The sequence below is a fragment of the Kosakonia sp. PSU_27 genome (assembly GCF_039409795.1).
Lineage (GTDB): Bacteria > Pseudomonadota > Gammaproteobacteria > Enterobacterales > Enterobacteriaceae > Kosakonia.
The window spans coordinates 150816-166681 of the sequence record NZ_JBCIVK010000001.1 but is presented as its reverse complement, the minus strand read 5'-3'; the positions used below and the strand labels follow the sequence as shown (position 1 = coordinate 166681).

The window sequence follows — 15866 nt, the reverse complement described above, 5'->3', positions numbered from 1 at the left end:
TAACAACGGAGGTTACCCCTCCGGGCTGAAAACCAAATCTCCTCGCGCCTGTGGCCTGGGCTGTGTACCAAGCCAGGCGCTGTAACCCAGACGCCCGGCTCCACCAAGCGTGGCACCAGCGACATCTTCACTGCGCAAAATCACTTTCACCGCCCACTGGTACTCAATGCCCAGATACTGGCGCACCCAGTCGCGTAGCGCGGTAACCCACTTTTCACCCGGCATAAAGCGCCGGTAGGTATCGACGTTAAGCGGGCCAATTTCGATGCGAAACTTATGGCACACATCGCGTACAGCCTCGCCAAGAAACGCCGATTGCCCGAGGCGCGGCGCGTGTCGCCCGCCCTGTAAGCGCGCGCGTTCACGTTCACTGAGCGGCATCCACTGCGGCACGTTTTCGACAATGGTGACCGGCACGTTGAAATAGCTGCGCAGGATCTTCGCCAGCCCTTCCGGGTCGCGCCCGTTGCGGGTCAGATGCCCGGCCAGGGCAAAGCGGGCGTGCGGGCTTAAGCTGCCTTTTTCCAGTTGTCCTGGCTGCCCCATGCCGATCAGCGAGGCGATGTACTGCTCAAAACGTTTGTTATCCTGGCGATCCAGCGAAACGGTCGGCTGCGCATCGGCCCAGGCGCGGTAAAACAGCAGCGCCAGGCGGTGATGAAAAAGATCGGCGAAGGCGCTCAGGCTGTCATCCTGGTGGTGCGCGATACGTTCGCTGGCGTATTCAGTCAGGTGAACCGGCAGCGGGCCGTTGGGGCCAAACAGGCCAAAACTGAGAATCGAGACGTCATACAGCGACGAGTTTTCGCGTTGGCGCACGCTTGACAGCGTCGACGGCGCAAAGCCAAGTGAGGGGGTTTGACCAATGCGCAACGGCTCAAAACGCGGCAGCGGCGCGCGACCCAGCGGGTAACGCTCACCGCCACGCGCATCGACGCGGCGCAGCAGCGTAAACAGATCATAGCGCCACGGCGTCGCCATTACGTTTTGCCAGAATGCCTCCGGCAGCGCACTGGCGCGCGTAATGACCGGCGCGCTGCTCAGCGTTTCGGTCATATCAGCGCCCTCTTGCCCATGCGCGGCGGCCAGTAACCCACTTCCCCGCGCTGCTGGCTCTTAAGCGTGAACTCGGTAAAGCTGTTCATGCCCACCAGACGGGCAAAAACGCGCTCCAGCACGCTGCCAAACAGGTACGGACTGAAGCCGGAGAACGCCTGCTCATCGACCGTCAGGGTAATGCCAATACCGCGCGCGAAAACAATCGGTCCCGGTTCCGGCACGCGGCGATGTACCGGTTCGAGCACGCAGTGGCGCACGCCTTCGATCTGACGCGCGACCGGCGCTTCCGCCAGCCGGGTATAAAGCCCCAGCAACTGGCGCAGCGCCGCAGCGCCTTCGCCGTCTTCGCCATCCATCAGGCTTAAATAGTTCATCTGCAACTGGCTGATCAGCCGCCAGGTGCTCAACCCTTCTGCCAGCGCCGGACGCGGCGGTGTCGGGCCTTTGCGCAGTTGTAATGTTTTAACCGGCAGCGAATCCGGCAACACAAACTGACCAATCTCCTGCTGCAACATCAGCGGCAAGTCGCGGCTGGTGCACAGCACTTCGGCGGTGATGTAGCGTAACTCTTCCCGCCACGGCGCATGCTGTTCATCCACCAGCGAGGCGAACACTTCCGAACCGATGTAGCCGGTACGCGTGCCGTAACGCTGCGCATGTTCCGATAACGCACGCTGTTCACGGCGCAGCGAAAAGTAAGCCCCGTAGTTGCCTTCGTCCTGGCTCCAGCTACTCCAGAACGGGCGAAATGTTTGTTCATCACGCTGACCGTCGATGCTGGCGTGAATTTTGGTAACGGCGTAGATCTCGTAATCCAGCGGACGAATGTTATCGACCACCAGATGGTACTCATGCAGGCTGTCGCTCAGTTTCTGGCGTTCCGCCACTTTCGGGAACAGGTTAATTACCGGCGTGCAGTGCAATGCGAGGTGGCTTTTATCCACCACCCGTTCAAGCTGCGCATCGGCTTTGTCGAGCAGAATGATGATATCGAAAGACTTCGCTTCGCCACTTTGCGCCAGCATCGTGCGCAAGCCATGCAGGCTGATAAACAGGAAACGCGACGGAAAAGCAAAGTACTCCTGCAACAGGCGGTAGCCGTCAAAATTGCGCAGATCATCCGGCAGCAGTGCCTGGTCTGCGCTGAACCCTTCCTGGCGCAGCGCATCGTCGGCCAGCACCAGCGGCGGGGTTTTCTGCCCGTTCGCCTGGCACAGGATGCCGACCTGATGCTCCATCACCAGCTCGAGGAGCTTCAGCGCCTGCATATCCGGGCCGCTTAAAAAGAACTCCAGACGGTCGAAATCAAGATGGCTGAGGTTTACCGGGCCGTCGCAACTCAGGCGAATACGCAGTGCGCTTTGCGCCCCGCGCTGGCTTAAACCGACCTGCGCCAGCGGCAGATCGGCGGGCACGCCGCCCAGTTCCACCTGGCTGATTTTCAGCGGCAGCAGCGTGACATCATGCGCGGTGGTGTAACTACAGGTGACGCCGTTCTTTTTCATCACCTGGCTGTCCATCATGGTGCCGCGCGGCACCACAAAACCGTTGCTCAAATCGCCTTTCGCGCTGTCCGGTTGCAGTTCGGCAATCGCCATGGACGGCGTGGGCGCAAGGTAATTCGGCGCGACCATTTCCAGCAAACGCTGGGAGAAACGCGGGAACTCGGCGTCCATTTTTAACTGCACACGCGAGGTCAGAAAGGCAAAACCTTCCATCAGGCGTTCGACATACGGGTCAGAGACGTCCATGCCGCGCATACCCAGACGCCCGGCAACTTTCGGGTAGCGTGCGGCGAATTCCTGACCCATTTCGCGCAGCCAGGCCAGTTCGCGGTTGTAATATTCGAGTAATTTGCTGTCCATCGTTACCCCGCGTCTTTCAGCTCGAAATGCCCGTTTTCCAGATCCACATCGGTACGAAACAGGAACTCCAGCGGATAAGGCACGCACCACAGGCGGCCTTTGATCTCAATCGACAGGACGTTATGCAGATCCAGCGATTTAGTATCGGAGATGCAGCGCACCTGCAATCCTTGCGGAAGAATGCGCGGTTCAAAATGCAAAATCGCGTCGGTCAGTTTGCGCTGGATATCCTGCCATTCGATATCCGACATGCGCTTGCCCGCCAGCGGCGACACGCCAAAGTTCACCACCGAACGCCGCACCTGGTCAAAACCGGAGAGATCCTGTTGCGCCTCGTTATTAATGGTGTTGAACAGCCACTGCAAATCGCGCAGCACATGGCGGCGCAGCGCGGAGTGCGAAACCAGATTGTTGTTCACCGGCTCCTGCACTTTATCCGGCGCGTCATCCGTGAGGCGATCGAGCAGCGAAGGCTGCATTTTATCGCGCGCGCCAACGGTCTCTTTCCCGCGCCGCGAGCGCCAGCCGCTACGCAGCAGGTCGCTCTCTTCATCATGCGCAGAGTTACTCATCTGCGGCTTCCACGTTAAAGCTGACGGTGGCGAGATCGAGCAGCGAATATTCGGCGCTGTCGTTAAGCCACACTTTTTGCCCCTGCCCGATATAGTGCGGCGCACCACCTGGCAACGGCTGCCATTCGGTGACGCGACACAGCTTAAAGCGGTCATCGGCATTCGCATCCAGCGGGTAACGCGCCGGGATCTGGCACACCTGTTCGCTGCCATCCTGCAAGCGCACCAGCGTGTGACGCCATACTAAATCGGTGACGCTGGCCGGGGGCTGGAACTGCATGGCGGAAATGGCGCTGAACGGCAGCCAGAAATAACGGCCATTGACGATAGCTTCGCAGACCGGGCCAAAGCGGCAATCACCGTCCATCAGCCAGTCAAAGTGCAGCGTTTGACCGTCCTGCGTCGTCAACTGCCCGGGGTTGGCGTCGGCCATTTCCAGCGCGGCTTCACGATCTGCGCTGGCATTCGCCGCTTCCGGCTCCAGCGCGCTGACCATTGATGCCAGCCACGGCCATTGTTGATCCGGCGTAACCGGACGCGCGCGACCGGCCATCACGTCCGCACGCTGGCGTTCGCCTTCAATGGCTTGTTCCAGCAGCGTAACGGTTGGCTGTGCCTGCGGTTTTAACGCCTGCCAGCTTTTTAACTGCGCCAGCGCGCGCGACCAGTTGCCATCAAGGCACAACAGTTGGGCGAACGCGGCGCGCAGATCGGCGTCGCCCGGCTGCGTGCGGATACGGCTTTCGAGCTGCGCCAGGCTTTCCCGCAACGATTCGCCCGCCAGTTGTTGAAACAACGTGTTCATCGCCGCTCCTTAATTAACCGTTTTATAGGTGCCAACCGCCGGGTTGCGCAGCTGCGGGTGCAGCGAGTCAATCAGCAAAATATTCAGGTGCGTACCCGGTTCAAACCACGGCGTCCACGCTTTGCGCACTTCTTCAATACGCGCCTGTAAACGCGCCGGGTCATTTGCCACGTCGCGTGAGATTTCCACCGCCACGGTGCCATTCGCCTGCCAGCCATTCAGGCTGTCAACATACGGCAGGATCATCCAGCTCTGCGCCAGCGTACCTTCGCTGACCACCATACGTTCGTTGTTGACGGTGGTGATCAACAGGCGATCTGCATCGACACTGGCATTCAGGCCACTGACCGGGAAACCGTGTACGAAGGTCATGGTGATTTTCTTTTCCACGCCGTTGCTGAGTTGCGTCACCACGCTGCGACCGTTCAGCCAGCCGCCCTTCTCACACTTGCCATCTTCTTTGGCGGGAATAAACAGCGCGGGCGTACCAGCGCCGCCCTGCCAGAAGGTGCGCAGGTGGCAGCCATCCTGCAAGGTGAACTCCTGCCACGGCGCACGGCTGGCGGGCGGCGAGAGATCTTCGGCGCGTCCGGTAGGGGCAACCAGCCCGGCGCTCGGGGTTGCGGCAGGCGCGGTAGTCGCACCGGTTGAGGTGACTACCGGATCCCACTCTTTGGCTTTATCGGCGGTGCCTTCAGCCAGTGTCGTGCCTTGTGGGTCGGTCAGTTTCCAGCGCACCTGCGTCAGCGTGCCGCACTGGTTTTCCAGCAGCGCGCCAAGACGCGGTAAAAAGCTATTCAGTACCGAGGGTTTTTTATCGCCGCTGGCGACAATGCGCAGCGGCAGCGTCTTCGCACACCAGCTTTTTGGCGTGTTATCGGCGACGTTATCGATCCAGACATCCAGTTTTTGCGAAGGCGATTGCACGATGCGGTAGTTTTCTGCCTGCACGCTGCCACACACTGCCAGCAGGGCCAAACCCGGTAGCCAAAGTTTCATAAAAGTCCTTGTAAGCTGTATCAATCACGAAGAGGGAAAAACTGCGCGGCTTCAGAGAGCGTATGCAAAAGCGTCGTCTCCTGAGGCGTGCCCATCCACACCGCTACGGCGCTATAGTTGTCCTGCTGGGTCTGCGCCCCGACACCGTTTTTCAGCAGGATTTGATTCATCAACGTCAGCCACTCATCCGGCGTGTTCACCATGTGCAGCGACTGTTGCATCTGCTCCTCGGTGACGCCGTGCCAGAAACCATCCGTGCACAGCAAAAAAGCATCGCCATCTTCAATCGGCACCACATCACTGTAGCTCGGTTCACGCTCATCCTCGCCCAACCCCAGCGCGAAATAGAGCAAGTTACCGTTGATACCTTCGGTCTGGTGCCCGGCGTCTTTCATCTGCTGGACGAGGCTGTGATCGGTGGTGACGTGGTAAAGCCAGCCGCGACGAAACAGATATAACCGGCTGTCACCCGCGTGCGCCCAGTAGGCGAGCTGGTAATCGCGATCGATAAACAGGCTCACCATGGTGGTGCCCATGCGGTGATAATCCTGCACCGCTTTTTGCTCTTCGCGGATGGCGCGGTTCGCGCCATTCACGTACTGACGAATGTACTGGGCATTGAGGTGCTCGTCACCGTCGAACCGGGTGATAATGGCGTTTCGCGCCAGTTTCGCCGCCACGTCACCGCCGGGTAAACCGGCGATGCCATCGCAGACCACAAAGCAGGCGGCGCGCTCGCCGATGGTTTCCCCGGTCTGATCCTGATTACTGGCACGTTCGCCCTGTCGCGAAATAGAGGCCGTGCTGATATTCATTCTTCCGATCCGCTTTGTGAGTCTTTGTACTGGTTGACTTCCATGTCGTAAGCGTGGAGAAACGCTTCGCCAAACAGGGTGTGGAAGTCATCGTCAATCTCACCGGCCGTCTGGGCGTAAGTACGAACGTAGTAATCCCATAGCGCGGCTTTACGGTTGGAGAGCACGCCAAGCCGCGCGGTTGCGCCGTCGCGTTTGGCGTCATCTTCCAGTTGCTCCGGATTAAACTGCTGCAACATGGCGGCGATAATGGCGCGAATACCGGAGATCATCCCCAGCTGGTGCGCCTGTAAATCGATCAGCGCGTCACGCACCGATTTTTTCGGCGGCATAAAACCAGGCATACGCGTACCGAACATCTGCATTAATACGGTTTTACCCGACGGCAGCAGTTTGAACGGGTTGTTGGCGTCATCCAGCACCATGGTCATGTCCGCTTTTACACCGCGTTTCAGAATAGAACGCGACGACAACAGCGCAACCGTGCCCTGCGAGAACATGCTCAGCATCTGACCGAACTGGCGCATGTTTTCTTTATCGAACTGCGGCACCGGCTGCATGTCGCTCAGTCCCATGCCTTCAAGCAGCGCATCAAGCAGCTCACCCTTCAGCACATCACCGCTGTCGCCGGTGCTGACTGATGGCGTGCTCTTCGTGCCATTGCTCTGGACCGGATCGATACGCAGACGCCCTTTCGGCGTTTGCGCCGCGCTGCGCTGCACCGCCTGCGGTGTTGGCAGCGTGATACCAGCATAATCCTGCGGCTCCTGCACCTCTTCCGGCGCGGAGAGCGGCGCGTCGTCGGCAAACAGCGGCGTCGAACTTAAATCTTCCGGGCGCAGCTCGGTAATAATCGGCTGAGCGGTTGGCGGCGGTTCCGGCGTGTTGAGATCGGTAATGATCGGCTGCGGTTCAGCCGGTTTCTGCGCCGCCAGTTCATCGGCATGCGCCAGCGGCACCGCGCCGCTCAGCAGGCCAAGCGGATCGTCGCTGCGGGTTTGCTTCGTGCTACCGCTACCGCCAAACAGCGCCAGCGGATCGAGTTCGTCGCTATCCGGCGTGTGCGATTTTTGTGTCGGTTCAACCGGCGGCACCAGCGCAGAAGGCGTGGAATCGTTGAAGATGCTGTCGTTTTTAAACAACTGCTCGTCGTTAAACAGCTGATCCGAGGCCAGCGATTTCGGCGTCACCAGCGGTTCATTGTTATTGAGCAGCGACAGCGGATCTTCCGGGTTGCGCTCCGGCCCTTTCGGCGCGGCGAACGGGTTAAGATTTTGCGCTTCCTGCGGTTTCGCACGGCTGCTGGAGATGCTGTCGGAGATGGAAAACTCCTGCATCAGGCTGTCCCAGATTTCCGTCGGCACGGACGCCGGTGCACCTTCTGGCGCGTTTTTCTGCGCCGGAGCAGGTGCCGGTTTCGCCACCTGCGGCTGCGCTGGCTTCGGATACATCTCTTCCGCCATACGGGTGACAGGACGGGTATCCTGGATCAGATCGGTGACTTCAATACGGTACTCATCGATGCCAAGAATATCGCCATCCTGCAGCTCAACCTGACGCCCACGTTCAAGGGGGATGTCATTCAGTACGACGCGGGTCACGTTGCCACGGTTGGTGACGCGGCACTCGCCATTGCCGGCGATATGGACAATCGCCTGCAAACGTGAAATGGAACGGTCGTTGTCCGGCAGCACCAGATTGTTGTCCGTGCCGCGGCCAATGGTGCCGCCCGGGGGATAAAAGTCGCAGCTACTTTGTGGCGGCTGATGACCGGGTTTACTGGTAATAATAGTGAATCGCATCGCGTATTCCTGCTGGAGTTATGTGCACTCAAACGGTGCCGCTTTAGCTAAAACGGCTGCGTTTGAAGACAAGCGAAAAGAAGGTCGACGTTCGCGAACCCGGCGCAGCCACCGGATAAGTCTCTTGTTTTACTGGATTTTACTGACCAATTCAAAGGTCCGTTCTTGCATCGATTTTGTTAAGCAGGCGGCGTCTGTCTGGCACTGGTTGCGTTTTTTAAGCCAGTCGCGCTGCGCTGCTTTCATGCCCGCCAACGTGGCTTTATCCGCCGGGTCAATTTCTTGCTGTTGCTGCAACTGAATAGTGTAGGCATCGGTCACGCTGCGATCCCAGGCCGCCAGTTCATTGTCACCACAAATCGCTTGCTCGGTGGCGCTTAGCTTAGCGTTACAGGAAAAACGGGGCGTAATTTTTTCATCAGCCGTCACGCGTTTCAGCACAAAATAGCTGTTGTCATTCCCGTACATCAGCAGCTTATCGGCAGATAACAACGCTACCCAGTTACCGATGGATTCGCCATCCGGCCCCAGGTGTCCTTGCTGGCATTGCAACACAATTGGGGTGATTTTCTGCATGCCTTGCCCGTTCAAACCGAAATCTTCTGCAACAGGAATTTTGGGCGGAAAACGGCGCTCGCCGGAGGTTTTTACTATCGCTTCATTAAGCGTCATCGGCGATTGCTGAAGGTATGCGGGTTGCTGGCAATCAATGTTCAGCGCCGCGTCGCCACTTACCGCGTGGTTATCAAAACGAACCACGCGGCCAACATAGCTGGGATCGTTGACTTTGGTATAGAAGGAGATGGTGGCTTGCGTATCCGTTGAATTGGCAATAATGCGCCAGGGTCCCGAAATAGAGGCTGGCGCTTCTGCTGCGCTGGCCGCGCAGTGACTCAACGAAACCAGTGCGGCTAAGGCGACACACTTTACGCGCGCCGGGGTGAACCGAATGATGCTTCCTGTCATGTTTTTCCCTGCCATCTCATCCAGTGGCGTACATGCAATACCGACAACGTCTTACTGCTTACAGGGATGGCAGCCCGCCATCCCCTTATGACACGACTCAGACCCCATCCAGGCTGTGCGCCAGCGTTTCCAGTCGATCGTTCATCGATTTTTTCAGACATTGCACATCGCCATTGCAGCTATTGCGCTGGCTTAACCAGGCTTTCTGTTGCGATTGCAGTTTGTTTTCCAGATCGTTATTGCCAAGCGAGGCGGCTTCTTTACGAAACGCTTTGTACGAACGGGCAACGCTGTTATCCAGGGCCGCCAGCTCGCGATCGCCGCAAATCGCTTTTTCCGGCGCGGAAGCGGCTTTTGCACAATCAAACGATGCCTGCGGTTTGCTGTTTTTATCCACCGGCTTGAGCAAAAGGATGGTGCCATCCGTCCAGTTCAGCAGTAAGCGCTGGTTGACGAACGCCAGGCTGGCATCGCTGCCCGCATCACCGTTGGCAAAGTGACCGGATGCGCAGGTAATGTTCTCGACCTGCGTTTTCGCGCTCCCGTCTAATCCCAGCTCATAGGTTTTTGCCGCGTCTTTCTCCGGGATGGACTGCGTGGCAGCAACCCAGGCATCCAGCGTGCTGCTGCTTTCTTTCATCGCGGGTGACTGGCAATTCGAGCCGCCCGGCAGCGTAGTGCTGATGCCTTGCGGTGTCACGCTCAGAAAGCGCCCGACAAGGCGATCATCGTTGAACTGATAGTTCAGGGTGCGTTCTGTTTCGGTATTAATAAACGCTTTCTCAACCTGCCACTCGCCCTGTACCGGTGAATTGCCTGCCTGCACCGCCGAAGAGAACAACGCCAGGCAAGTCATGGTTGCCGCTACGATCTGTTTAGTGTGAGTCGTCATTGATCAATTTGTCCCGTAGTCGCCGTTTAAGAAAAGATTCACTTCAAAATTACGACGATTAATCAAACCCTTCATAACTTTGTGTTTACTGGTGTTCGCGCGTTTAATTTCCGTCATCGCATCAGAGATCTGCCCGCGATTGATAAAACCAAACACGTTGTTCAGCCGCCCACCTGGGTTATACGCAAAGGAGACCAGCGCGTCGAATTCATACTGCTTCAGCGGCACAAAAATACCATTTCTCACCGCGTTAACGTACGGCGGAACGGTGGCGCGCAGTAAATTTGTCTCCTGATCGGCGGTAAGACGCACCAGTTTCGCGTTATCGGCGACAAACTGGCTGGCCTGGTCATCATGCAATCTGGCGGCTTTACTGATTTTTTCCGCGGTTATCGCATCGATGCCGATTTCAATCATTTTCGCTTTGATAGATTGCTCTGAGCGCTCTTTCATGTCGTAGCCCGGCCCGAGCGTCACGCCGCTTGCGCCGCCTGGCCAGTGCAGGTAACAACTTTTGTTTGCCCAGGCTTCGCGATGAAAAATAAAGGTCATGCCACTGGCGGAGATATCCATCGCACCGACAGCCTGTCGCCCGGCGCTGCCGGAAATCGGCGGCTGTGGCGCGCGGGTGGTGACCGGTTTTCCCAGTGCAGCAAGGGTGCGTCGCCCGACAATTCCATCGACGTGTAAATTCTGTTTCGCCTGGAATTGTTTGACAGCCATTTCGGTTTTTAAGCCGAAAATACCATCTTCACCGACTTTCGCTCCCGATTTATTCAGCAGCTGCTGTAGCTCTTTAACATTCGTACCACGATCACCCTTGCGCATAACACTCATTCGTTCATCCTCAAATTATTCTTTAATTTTTATACGCACTCAAAAGAAACAGCTTTCATAAAAGCGGCTGCGTTTGAGTAGCAAATTATTTTGTTGGGGATAACGCGACTAACCCGATATAAAAAAGAGAGAAAAAATTAATAATTAAATCGTCATTTGCCAGAAAAAAAACAAGGTGAGCCCTTGCGGGCTCACCACAGCGATTACGCTTCTTTGTTTTCTTTGATGTTCCAGCCAGCGGTGGTTTCAGCACCTTTACCGCCGGAGGAGGACTGCTCCCAGTACTGCTGTTTCACTTTCGCAGCCTGGAATGCATAGGTCACACCTACGGTGTCGCCGTTGTCAGCACCGGTGTACTGAACGGAAGTCACCAGCACGTCTTCCAGCGTGATGCGCGCATACTCAACCTGCTGGCCGCCTGCTTTGCAGACAGACAGCTCAACTTTGGTCAAGTGTTTGCCGCTGGCGCAATGTTTCAGGATAGCCGTCGTGGATTTATCAATGAGTGCGTTAACATGCAGGTCATTAAAATTGACTTTACCGGCACCGCCGCCACCGCCAACGCTCATGTTCCCAGGTTGTGAAGCACCCCAGGAAAAAGATGTGATATCAGTCCAGCCGGTGTGGTTAGAGTCTTTAGATTCACCCGTAACTCCATCGACCTTCAGAAACATATCAATAGCCATAATATTTACTCTTCGTTAATGATAAATATTGCTTTCGAAAAAGCGCTTATATGGCAAACGGGTAAGCATGGGGCCGAATAAAACCGTCCATATTTTACCTCTGCCTCGTTCGATTCTGAAAAGATTATGCATCTGTTCAGAAACACTCATTCCCTCGGGGGAGAGAAAGAATTCATCACATCCTGACGCCAATATAACGCCGTGGCGTTACGGAAATAGCACTATCAGCGCTCAGATAATTCGCTCGCGTTATTTATTTTGCGATGATTTGCTATTTTCGCAGCCGCCGTGATGCTGAGTCATCGCTTCGATAATTAACCTCGACGCGCGCTCCTGCTTCAACCTTTGCGGTGGCAAGTCGCGAAAATAGCGATACACAATTTCATGTAGCGTGGTGGATTTAAACCGTCGGTAACTGCACCAGACCGTCCCTTCCGTGGTATCCAGCACACCCAGTAAATAGAGATCGGCTTTAATGCGCTCGCGCTCGTTGCTTTTGGATGTCCAGGCGTTAAAAAAACGCTCGCCGCGCATATTCACATCCTGGCTGGTAAGCAACGTCGGGTCGCGCAAAAAATTGGCCGTATCATCTTGCGGCAACGCCTGTGCGCGCGGTGTGTAATCCTGTTCTGCCCAACCGAGCGTTGAGCAGAACAACAGACCGACTAACATAATACGATGTCGCATCGTCACATCCTTGTGGTGAGCGGTGTCAGCCTGTCTGGCTTACGCCTCTTTGGTTTTCAGCGACGGCAGTTTGGATACCAGACGCAGAGAAACGGTCAGACCTTCTAGCTGGTAGTGCGGACGCAGGAAGAATTTCGCCGCGTAGTAACCAGGGTTATCTTCGATTTCCTGCACCTGCACTTCTGCCGCAGCCAGCGGTTTACGCGCTTTGGTTTCCTGCGAGGAGTTCGCCGGGTCGCCGTCGACGTAGTTCATCACCCAGTCGTTCAACCAGCGTTCCATTTCGTCACGCTCGCGGAAGGAGCCGATTTTGTCGCGCACAATGCACTTCAGGTAGTGCGCAAAACGGCAGCAGGCGAACAGATACGGCAGACGGGAAGCGAGACGTGCGTTAGCGGTCGCGTCGGCGTCGTGGTACTCCATCGGTTTTTGCAGCGACTGTGCGCCAATAAAGGCGGCGAAGTCGGAGTTTTTACGATGGATAAGCGGCATAAAGCCGTTTTTCGCCAGTTCTGCTTCGCGACGGTCGCTGATGGCGATCTCGGTCGGGCACTTCATGTCCACGCCGCCGTCATCGCTCGGGAAGGTATGGCATGGCAGGTTTTCTACCGCACCACCGGATTCCACACCGCGAATCGAGGTACACCAGCCGTACTCTTTGAAGGAACGGTTGATGTTGGTCGCCATCGCGTAGGCCGCGTTCGCCCACGAATAGTTGTTGTGGTTCGCGCCATCGGTCTCTTCTTCGAAATCGAAGCTGTCAACCGGGTTGGTGCGGATACCGTACGGCAGACGCGACAGGAAGCGCGGCATGACCAGGCCAAGGTAACGGGCATCTTCAGATTCACGCAGTGAACGCCAGGCGGCGTATTCGGTGTTCTGGAAGATTTTTGTCAGATCGCGCGGGTTCGCCAGCTCCTGCCAGGACTCCATCTGCATCACGCTTGGTGCAGTACCGGTAATGAACGGGCAGTGTGCCGCCGCGCCGATGCGCGCCATTTCGCCCAGCAGTTCGACATCCTGCGGGCTGTGGTCGAAGTAGTAGTCGCCAACCAGGCAGCCAAACGGTTCGCCACCGAACTGTCCATACTCTTCTTCATAGATTTTTTTGAACAGCGGGCTCTGGTCCCAGCCCACGCCTTTGTAGCGTTTCAGGTTACGGCCCAGTTCCTGCTTGGAGATGCTCATAAAGCGAATTTTCAGCATCTCGTCGGTTTCGGTGTTGTTCACCAGATGACTCAGACCGCGCCACGCGCTTTCCAGTTTCTGGAAATCTTCGTGGTGGATGATCTGGTTAATCTGCTGCGACAGCTTTTCATCAATCCCGGCAATCAGGTTCTGAATGGTGCGATAGGTATCGCTGGAGAAGGTGACGGTGTTTTCCAGCGCCTGTTGCGCCAGCGTTTTCACCGCGCTTTCTACCGCTGAACGCGCCTGATCCGTTTTCGGACGGAACTCTTTGCTGAGCAGCGCGCTGAATTCATCCTGGCTGAAGGCCTGTGCGCCCTGCTGCAATTCTTGCTGTTGAGAAGGGTTGCTCATGGTTTACTCCTCTTTACCTTGCGCACTGTCTTCACTGTTCGGTAACTGGCTGAGCGATTTCAGCAGGGTTGGATCCTGCAACACTTTGGCAATCAACTCTTCCGCGCCGTTTTTGCCGTCCATGTAGGTCAGCAGGTTGGAGAGCTGAGTACGCGCTTCCAGCAGCTTGTTCAGCGGCTCAACTTTGCGCGCCACCGCGTCCGGCAGGAAGTCATCCATGCTGTCGAAAGTTAAATCGACGTTCAGACGGCCTTCGCCGGTCAGGGTGTTGTCGACGTTGAACGCCACGCGCGGTTTCAGCGCTTTCATGCGTTCGTCGAAGTTGTCGACGTCGATTTCGAGGAATTTACGATCCTCAATAGAAGGTAAGTTCTCCACCGGTTTCCCTACCAGATCCGCCATTACGCCCATCACAAACGGAAGCTGGATTTTGCGCTCCGCGCCGTACACTTCCACGTCGTACTCAATCTGTACGCGGGGGGCACGGTTGCGGGCGATAAATTTCTGACCACTGTTACTTATTGCCATGATGTTCTCCATCGAATATGCGCGGTGAAGGTTTGACGACCGGCAACGCGCCTGCCGTCATAACTCGGTACGCGTCAGTCCTGACGCCCAAAGATGTTTTGCAGTTGATTCACGCCATCGGGCGCCAGATCGCGAATAATCTCCATAAAGTCCAGTTCGATTAGCCGCTGTACGCGGTCAATCATCAACGGTGCGGGGTGGCTCGGCTCGTGCTGGGTGAAATACTGCTTCACTTTTTCCAGCATCAGTTGCGCATCAGCACGCGTGGTGACCTGCGCGGTTCGCCAGTCGGTATGCGCCGCAAGCGGTGTCGCGACAACCGGTTGCGGTGCGCTCTCCGCAGGTGCCGTTTGTTCTGTCGCCTGTTGCTCTTCCGTGCGGTTAGCGCGGCTGACGCCGGCGATTAACCCGACCGTTTTGAGTAACTGTTCCATTTCCGGCACCCCGCTTTCGCCCAGTTGTTCGAGCAACCATGTACGGATCGTTTGCAGACGCCCTTCGATTTGGCAGATAGCCTCAATGCCAGGCTGACCGCCGCGCGTGAGTTCATCAATCAGACGCACCCGACCGCCAGGATAGCCTGCACATTCCGTTTTGCTGCCGTCAAGCAACGCCTGCGCGTCGCGCACGTTTAGCTCATCACCGTTGCTGCGCAGCAGCGTCGACTGGCGCAGCGTGGTGGTCAGCGAAGATTTATCGCTTAACCCCGCCAGCGCATTAATGCGATAGAACGGGTCGAATTCACCGCCGTCAGTCAGCGAAGGCCAGAGTTGATCCCAGTACAGCGCCAGCGCCTGGCCTAACAGCATTAAACCATCAGCATAGCCTTCCAGCCCGCGACGTCGAGTCCACGCATGGGTTAACGCCATCATCACGCGGATATCTTTAGTGCGCGCCAGCAGCCCGGTGGCCAGTTTTTCCACCCGCGTCCAGTCTGCCGGTTCGGCGGGAATAATGGTGCTGCCAAACTGCTGCTCGGCTTTGCCGAGGCTCGCCTGCTCCATCGCCTGGAAATCGGCGTCGTACTCCAGATTCTCACCGCAAGGCTGCTCCGGGCTGACCGGAGCGAGTAACGATTCTATAGTCATCCGCAACCTGCTTATTCTTCAAACATCGGTGGGTAGAGGCCATGGCGACCGGGTCTTGCGCCACCCGCCGGCTCAAACAACAGCGTGAATAACTGGCCGGTAAAATTGCCGCTGTGCACATGGGTGTAGAGCGGGTAGCCATCGCTGCGGTTGGTCCACCAGAAACTGATCTGGCGCAGCGGATCAAAACATTCGGCGGCCTGTCGCCAGCCGATGGTGGATTCGCCGTCGCCGTCATAACCAATCACATCCAGAATTTCCGAGCGCGTTTCCGGCTCCACCAGTTGCACGGGTGGAATGGAGAGCAGCGCCTGGTCGAGCTGTTCGGGTGAAAACCCATTGCGCACGGCATGCAGCATGGTGCGCCCGAGTTGTTCATACCAGTCGCCCGCCTTCGCTAAATGGCGTGGCGACCACTCCAGCGGGTTAATCGCCATCAACGCACACAGTGGATACTGACGACCAACGCTGTCGCGCCCTGGCAGCAGACAGCCCATTTGCACCTGCTGCCCGCCGAGCATCGGCGGCACAACAAAATTCCAGATCGGCGCATTGCTGAACTGCCGGTCGTTTGTACGCTGTTCTTCTTTCTGCCAGTTCATCAGCCCCACCTGAAACCAGTGGGACCACTGACGCTGAAGCGCATCAGGAAAGCGGCGTTGTAAAAAATCGCCCGCACTGGGCAGTTTGCCATACCAGCTAATTGCAGAAGTCGTAGTCATT

16 protein-coding genes are annotated in these 15866 nt (G+C 56.8%); all 16 read right to left on the bottom strand.

Annotated features, from left to right (window positions below):
- Positions 1-12: 12 nt before the first annotated feature.
- The 16 genes from tssG to tagF all read right to left on the bottom strand — a co-directional run bounded on the left by tssG (position 13) and on the right by tagF (position 15865).
- Complete coding sequence (gene tssG / locus AAIG26_RS00830) at positions 13-1056, bottom strand: type VI secretion system baseplate subunit TssG (protein ID WP_045509790.1); 1044 nt, start codon at positions 1054-1056, stop codon at positions 13-15.
- Complete coding sequence (gene tssF, locus AAIG26_RS00825; RefSeq protein WP_269231191.1) at positions 1053-2924, bottom strand: type VI secretion system baseplate subunit TssF; 1872 nt, start codon at positions 2922-2924, stop codon at positions 1053-1055. The genes tssG and tssF overlap by 4 nt, the downstream gene beginning before the upstream one ends.
- A 2-nt stretch (positions 2925-2926) precedes the next feature.
- Complete coding sequence (gene tssE / locus AAIG26_RS00820) at positions 2927-3496, bottom strand: type VI secretion system baseplate subunit TssE (RefSeq protein ID WP_160269750.1); 570 nt, start codon at positions 3494-3496, stop codon at positions 2927-2929.
- Positions 3489-4301, bottom strand: a complete 813-nt coding sequence (locus tag AAIG26_RS00815; protein ID WP_343179376.1) for a type VI secretion system accessory protein TagJ — start codon at positions 4299-4301, stop codon at positions 3489-3491. The genes tssE and AAIG26_RS00815 overlap by 8 nt, the downstream gene beginning before the upstream one ends.
- 9 nt (positions 4302-4310) lie before the next feature.
- Positions 4311-5300: a hypothetical protein gene (locus tag AAIG26_RS00810; protein WP_343179375.1), complete on the bottom strand. Its 990-nt coding sequence runs from the start codon at positions 5298-5300 to the stop codon at positions 4311-4313.
- Between the two features lie 20 nt (positions 5301-5320).
- On the bottom strand, positions 5321-6115 hold the full coding sequence (locus AAIG26_RS00805) for a protein phosphatase 2C domain-containing protein (RefSeq protein ID WP_016495661.1): 795 nt from the start codon (positions 6113-6115) through the stop codon (positions 5321-5323).
- Positions 6112-7917, bottom strand: a complete 1806-nt coding sequence (gene tagH, locus AAIG26_RS00800) for a type VI secretion system-associated FHA domain protein TagH (protein WP_249881599.1) — start codon at positions 7915-7917, stop codon at positions 6112-6114. Before tagH ends, AAIG26_RS00805 begins: the two co-directional genes overlap by 4 nt.
- Before the next feature lie 129 nt (positions 7918-8046).
- Positions 8047-8883: a lysozyme inhibitor LprI family protein gene (locus tag AAIG26_RS00795; protein ID WP_016495659.1), complete on the bottom strand. Its 837-nt coding sequence runs from the start codon at positions 8881-8883 to the stop codon at positions 8047-8049.
- A 97-nt stretch (positions 8884-8980) separates the two neighbouring features.
- Entirely contained in the window at positions 8981-9775 is a 795-nt protein-coding gene (locus AAIG26_RS00790) for a lysozyme inhibitor LprI family protein (RefSeq protein WP_045509804.1), read from the bottom strand.
- 3 nt (positions 9776-9778) lie between these two features.
- A complete protein-coding gene (locus AAIG26_RS00785; RefSeq protein ID WP_045509807.1) occupies positions 9779-10612 on the bottom strand; it encodes a peptidoglycan-binding protein in 834 nt (277 codons plus the stop codon).
- 203 nt (positions 10613-10815) lie between these two features.
- Positions 10816-11298 (bottom strand): type VI secretion system tube protein Hcp, encoded by a 483-nt coding sequence (locus tag AAIG26_RS00780; RefSeq protein WP_016495656.1) that lies wholly within the window; start codon positions 11296-11298, stop codon positions 10816-10818.
- A gap of 249 nt (positions 11299-11547) precedes the next feature.
- A complete protein-coding gene (locus tag AAIG26_RS00775; RefSeq protein ID WP_016495655.1) occupies positions 11548-11985 on the bottom strand; it encodes a Rap1a/Tai family immunity protein in 438 nt (145 codons plus the stop codon).
- 39 nt (positions 11986-12024) lie between these two features.
- Complete coding sequence (tssC, locus tag AAIG26_RS00770; RefSeq protein WP_016495654.1) at positions 12025-13527, bottom strand: type VI secretion system contractile sheath large subunit; 1503 nt, start codon at positions 13525-13527, stop codon at positions 12025-12027.
- A gap of 3 nt (positions 13528-13530) precedes the next feature.
- Positions 13531-14055 (bottom strand): type VI secretion system contractile sheath small subunit, encoded by a 525-nt coding sequence (gene tssB / locus AAIG26_RS00765; RefSeq protein WP_016495653.1) that lies wholly within the window; start codon positions 14053-14055, stop codon positions 13531-13533.
- 74 nt (positions 14056-14129) lie between these two features.
- Positions 14130-15143 carry a type VI secretion system protein TssA gene (gene tssA, locus AAIG26_RS00760; protein WP_313627209.1) on the bottom strand — a complete coding sequence of 338 codons (1014 nt, stop codon included), beginning with the start codon at positions 15141-15143 and terminating at the stop codon, positions 14130-14132.
- Positions 15144-15154: 11 nt separating this feature from the next.
- Positions 15155-15865, bottom strand: a complete 711-nt coding sequence (gene tagF, locus AAIG26_RS00755) for a type VI secretion system-associated protein TagF (protein ID WP_016495651.1) — start codon at positions 15863-15865, stop codon at positions 15155-15157.
- Between the last annotated feature and the right edge of the window lies 1 nt (position 15866).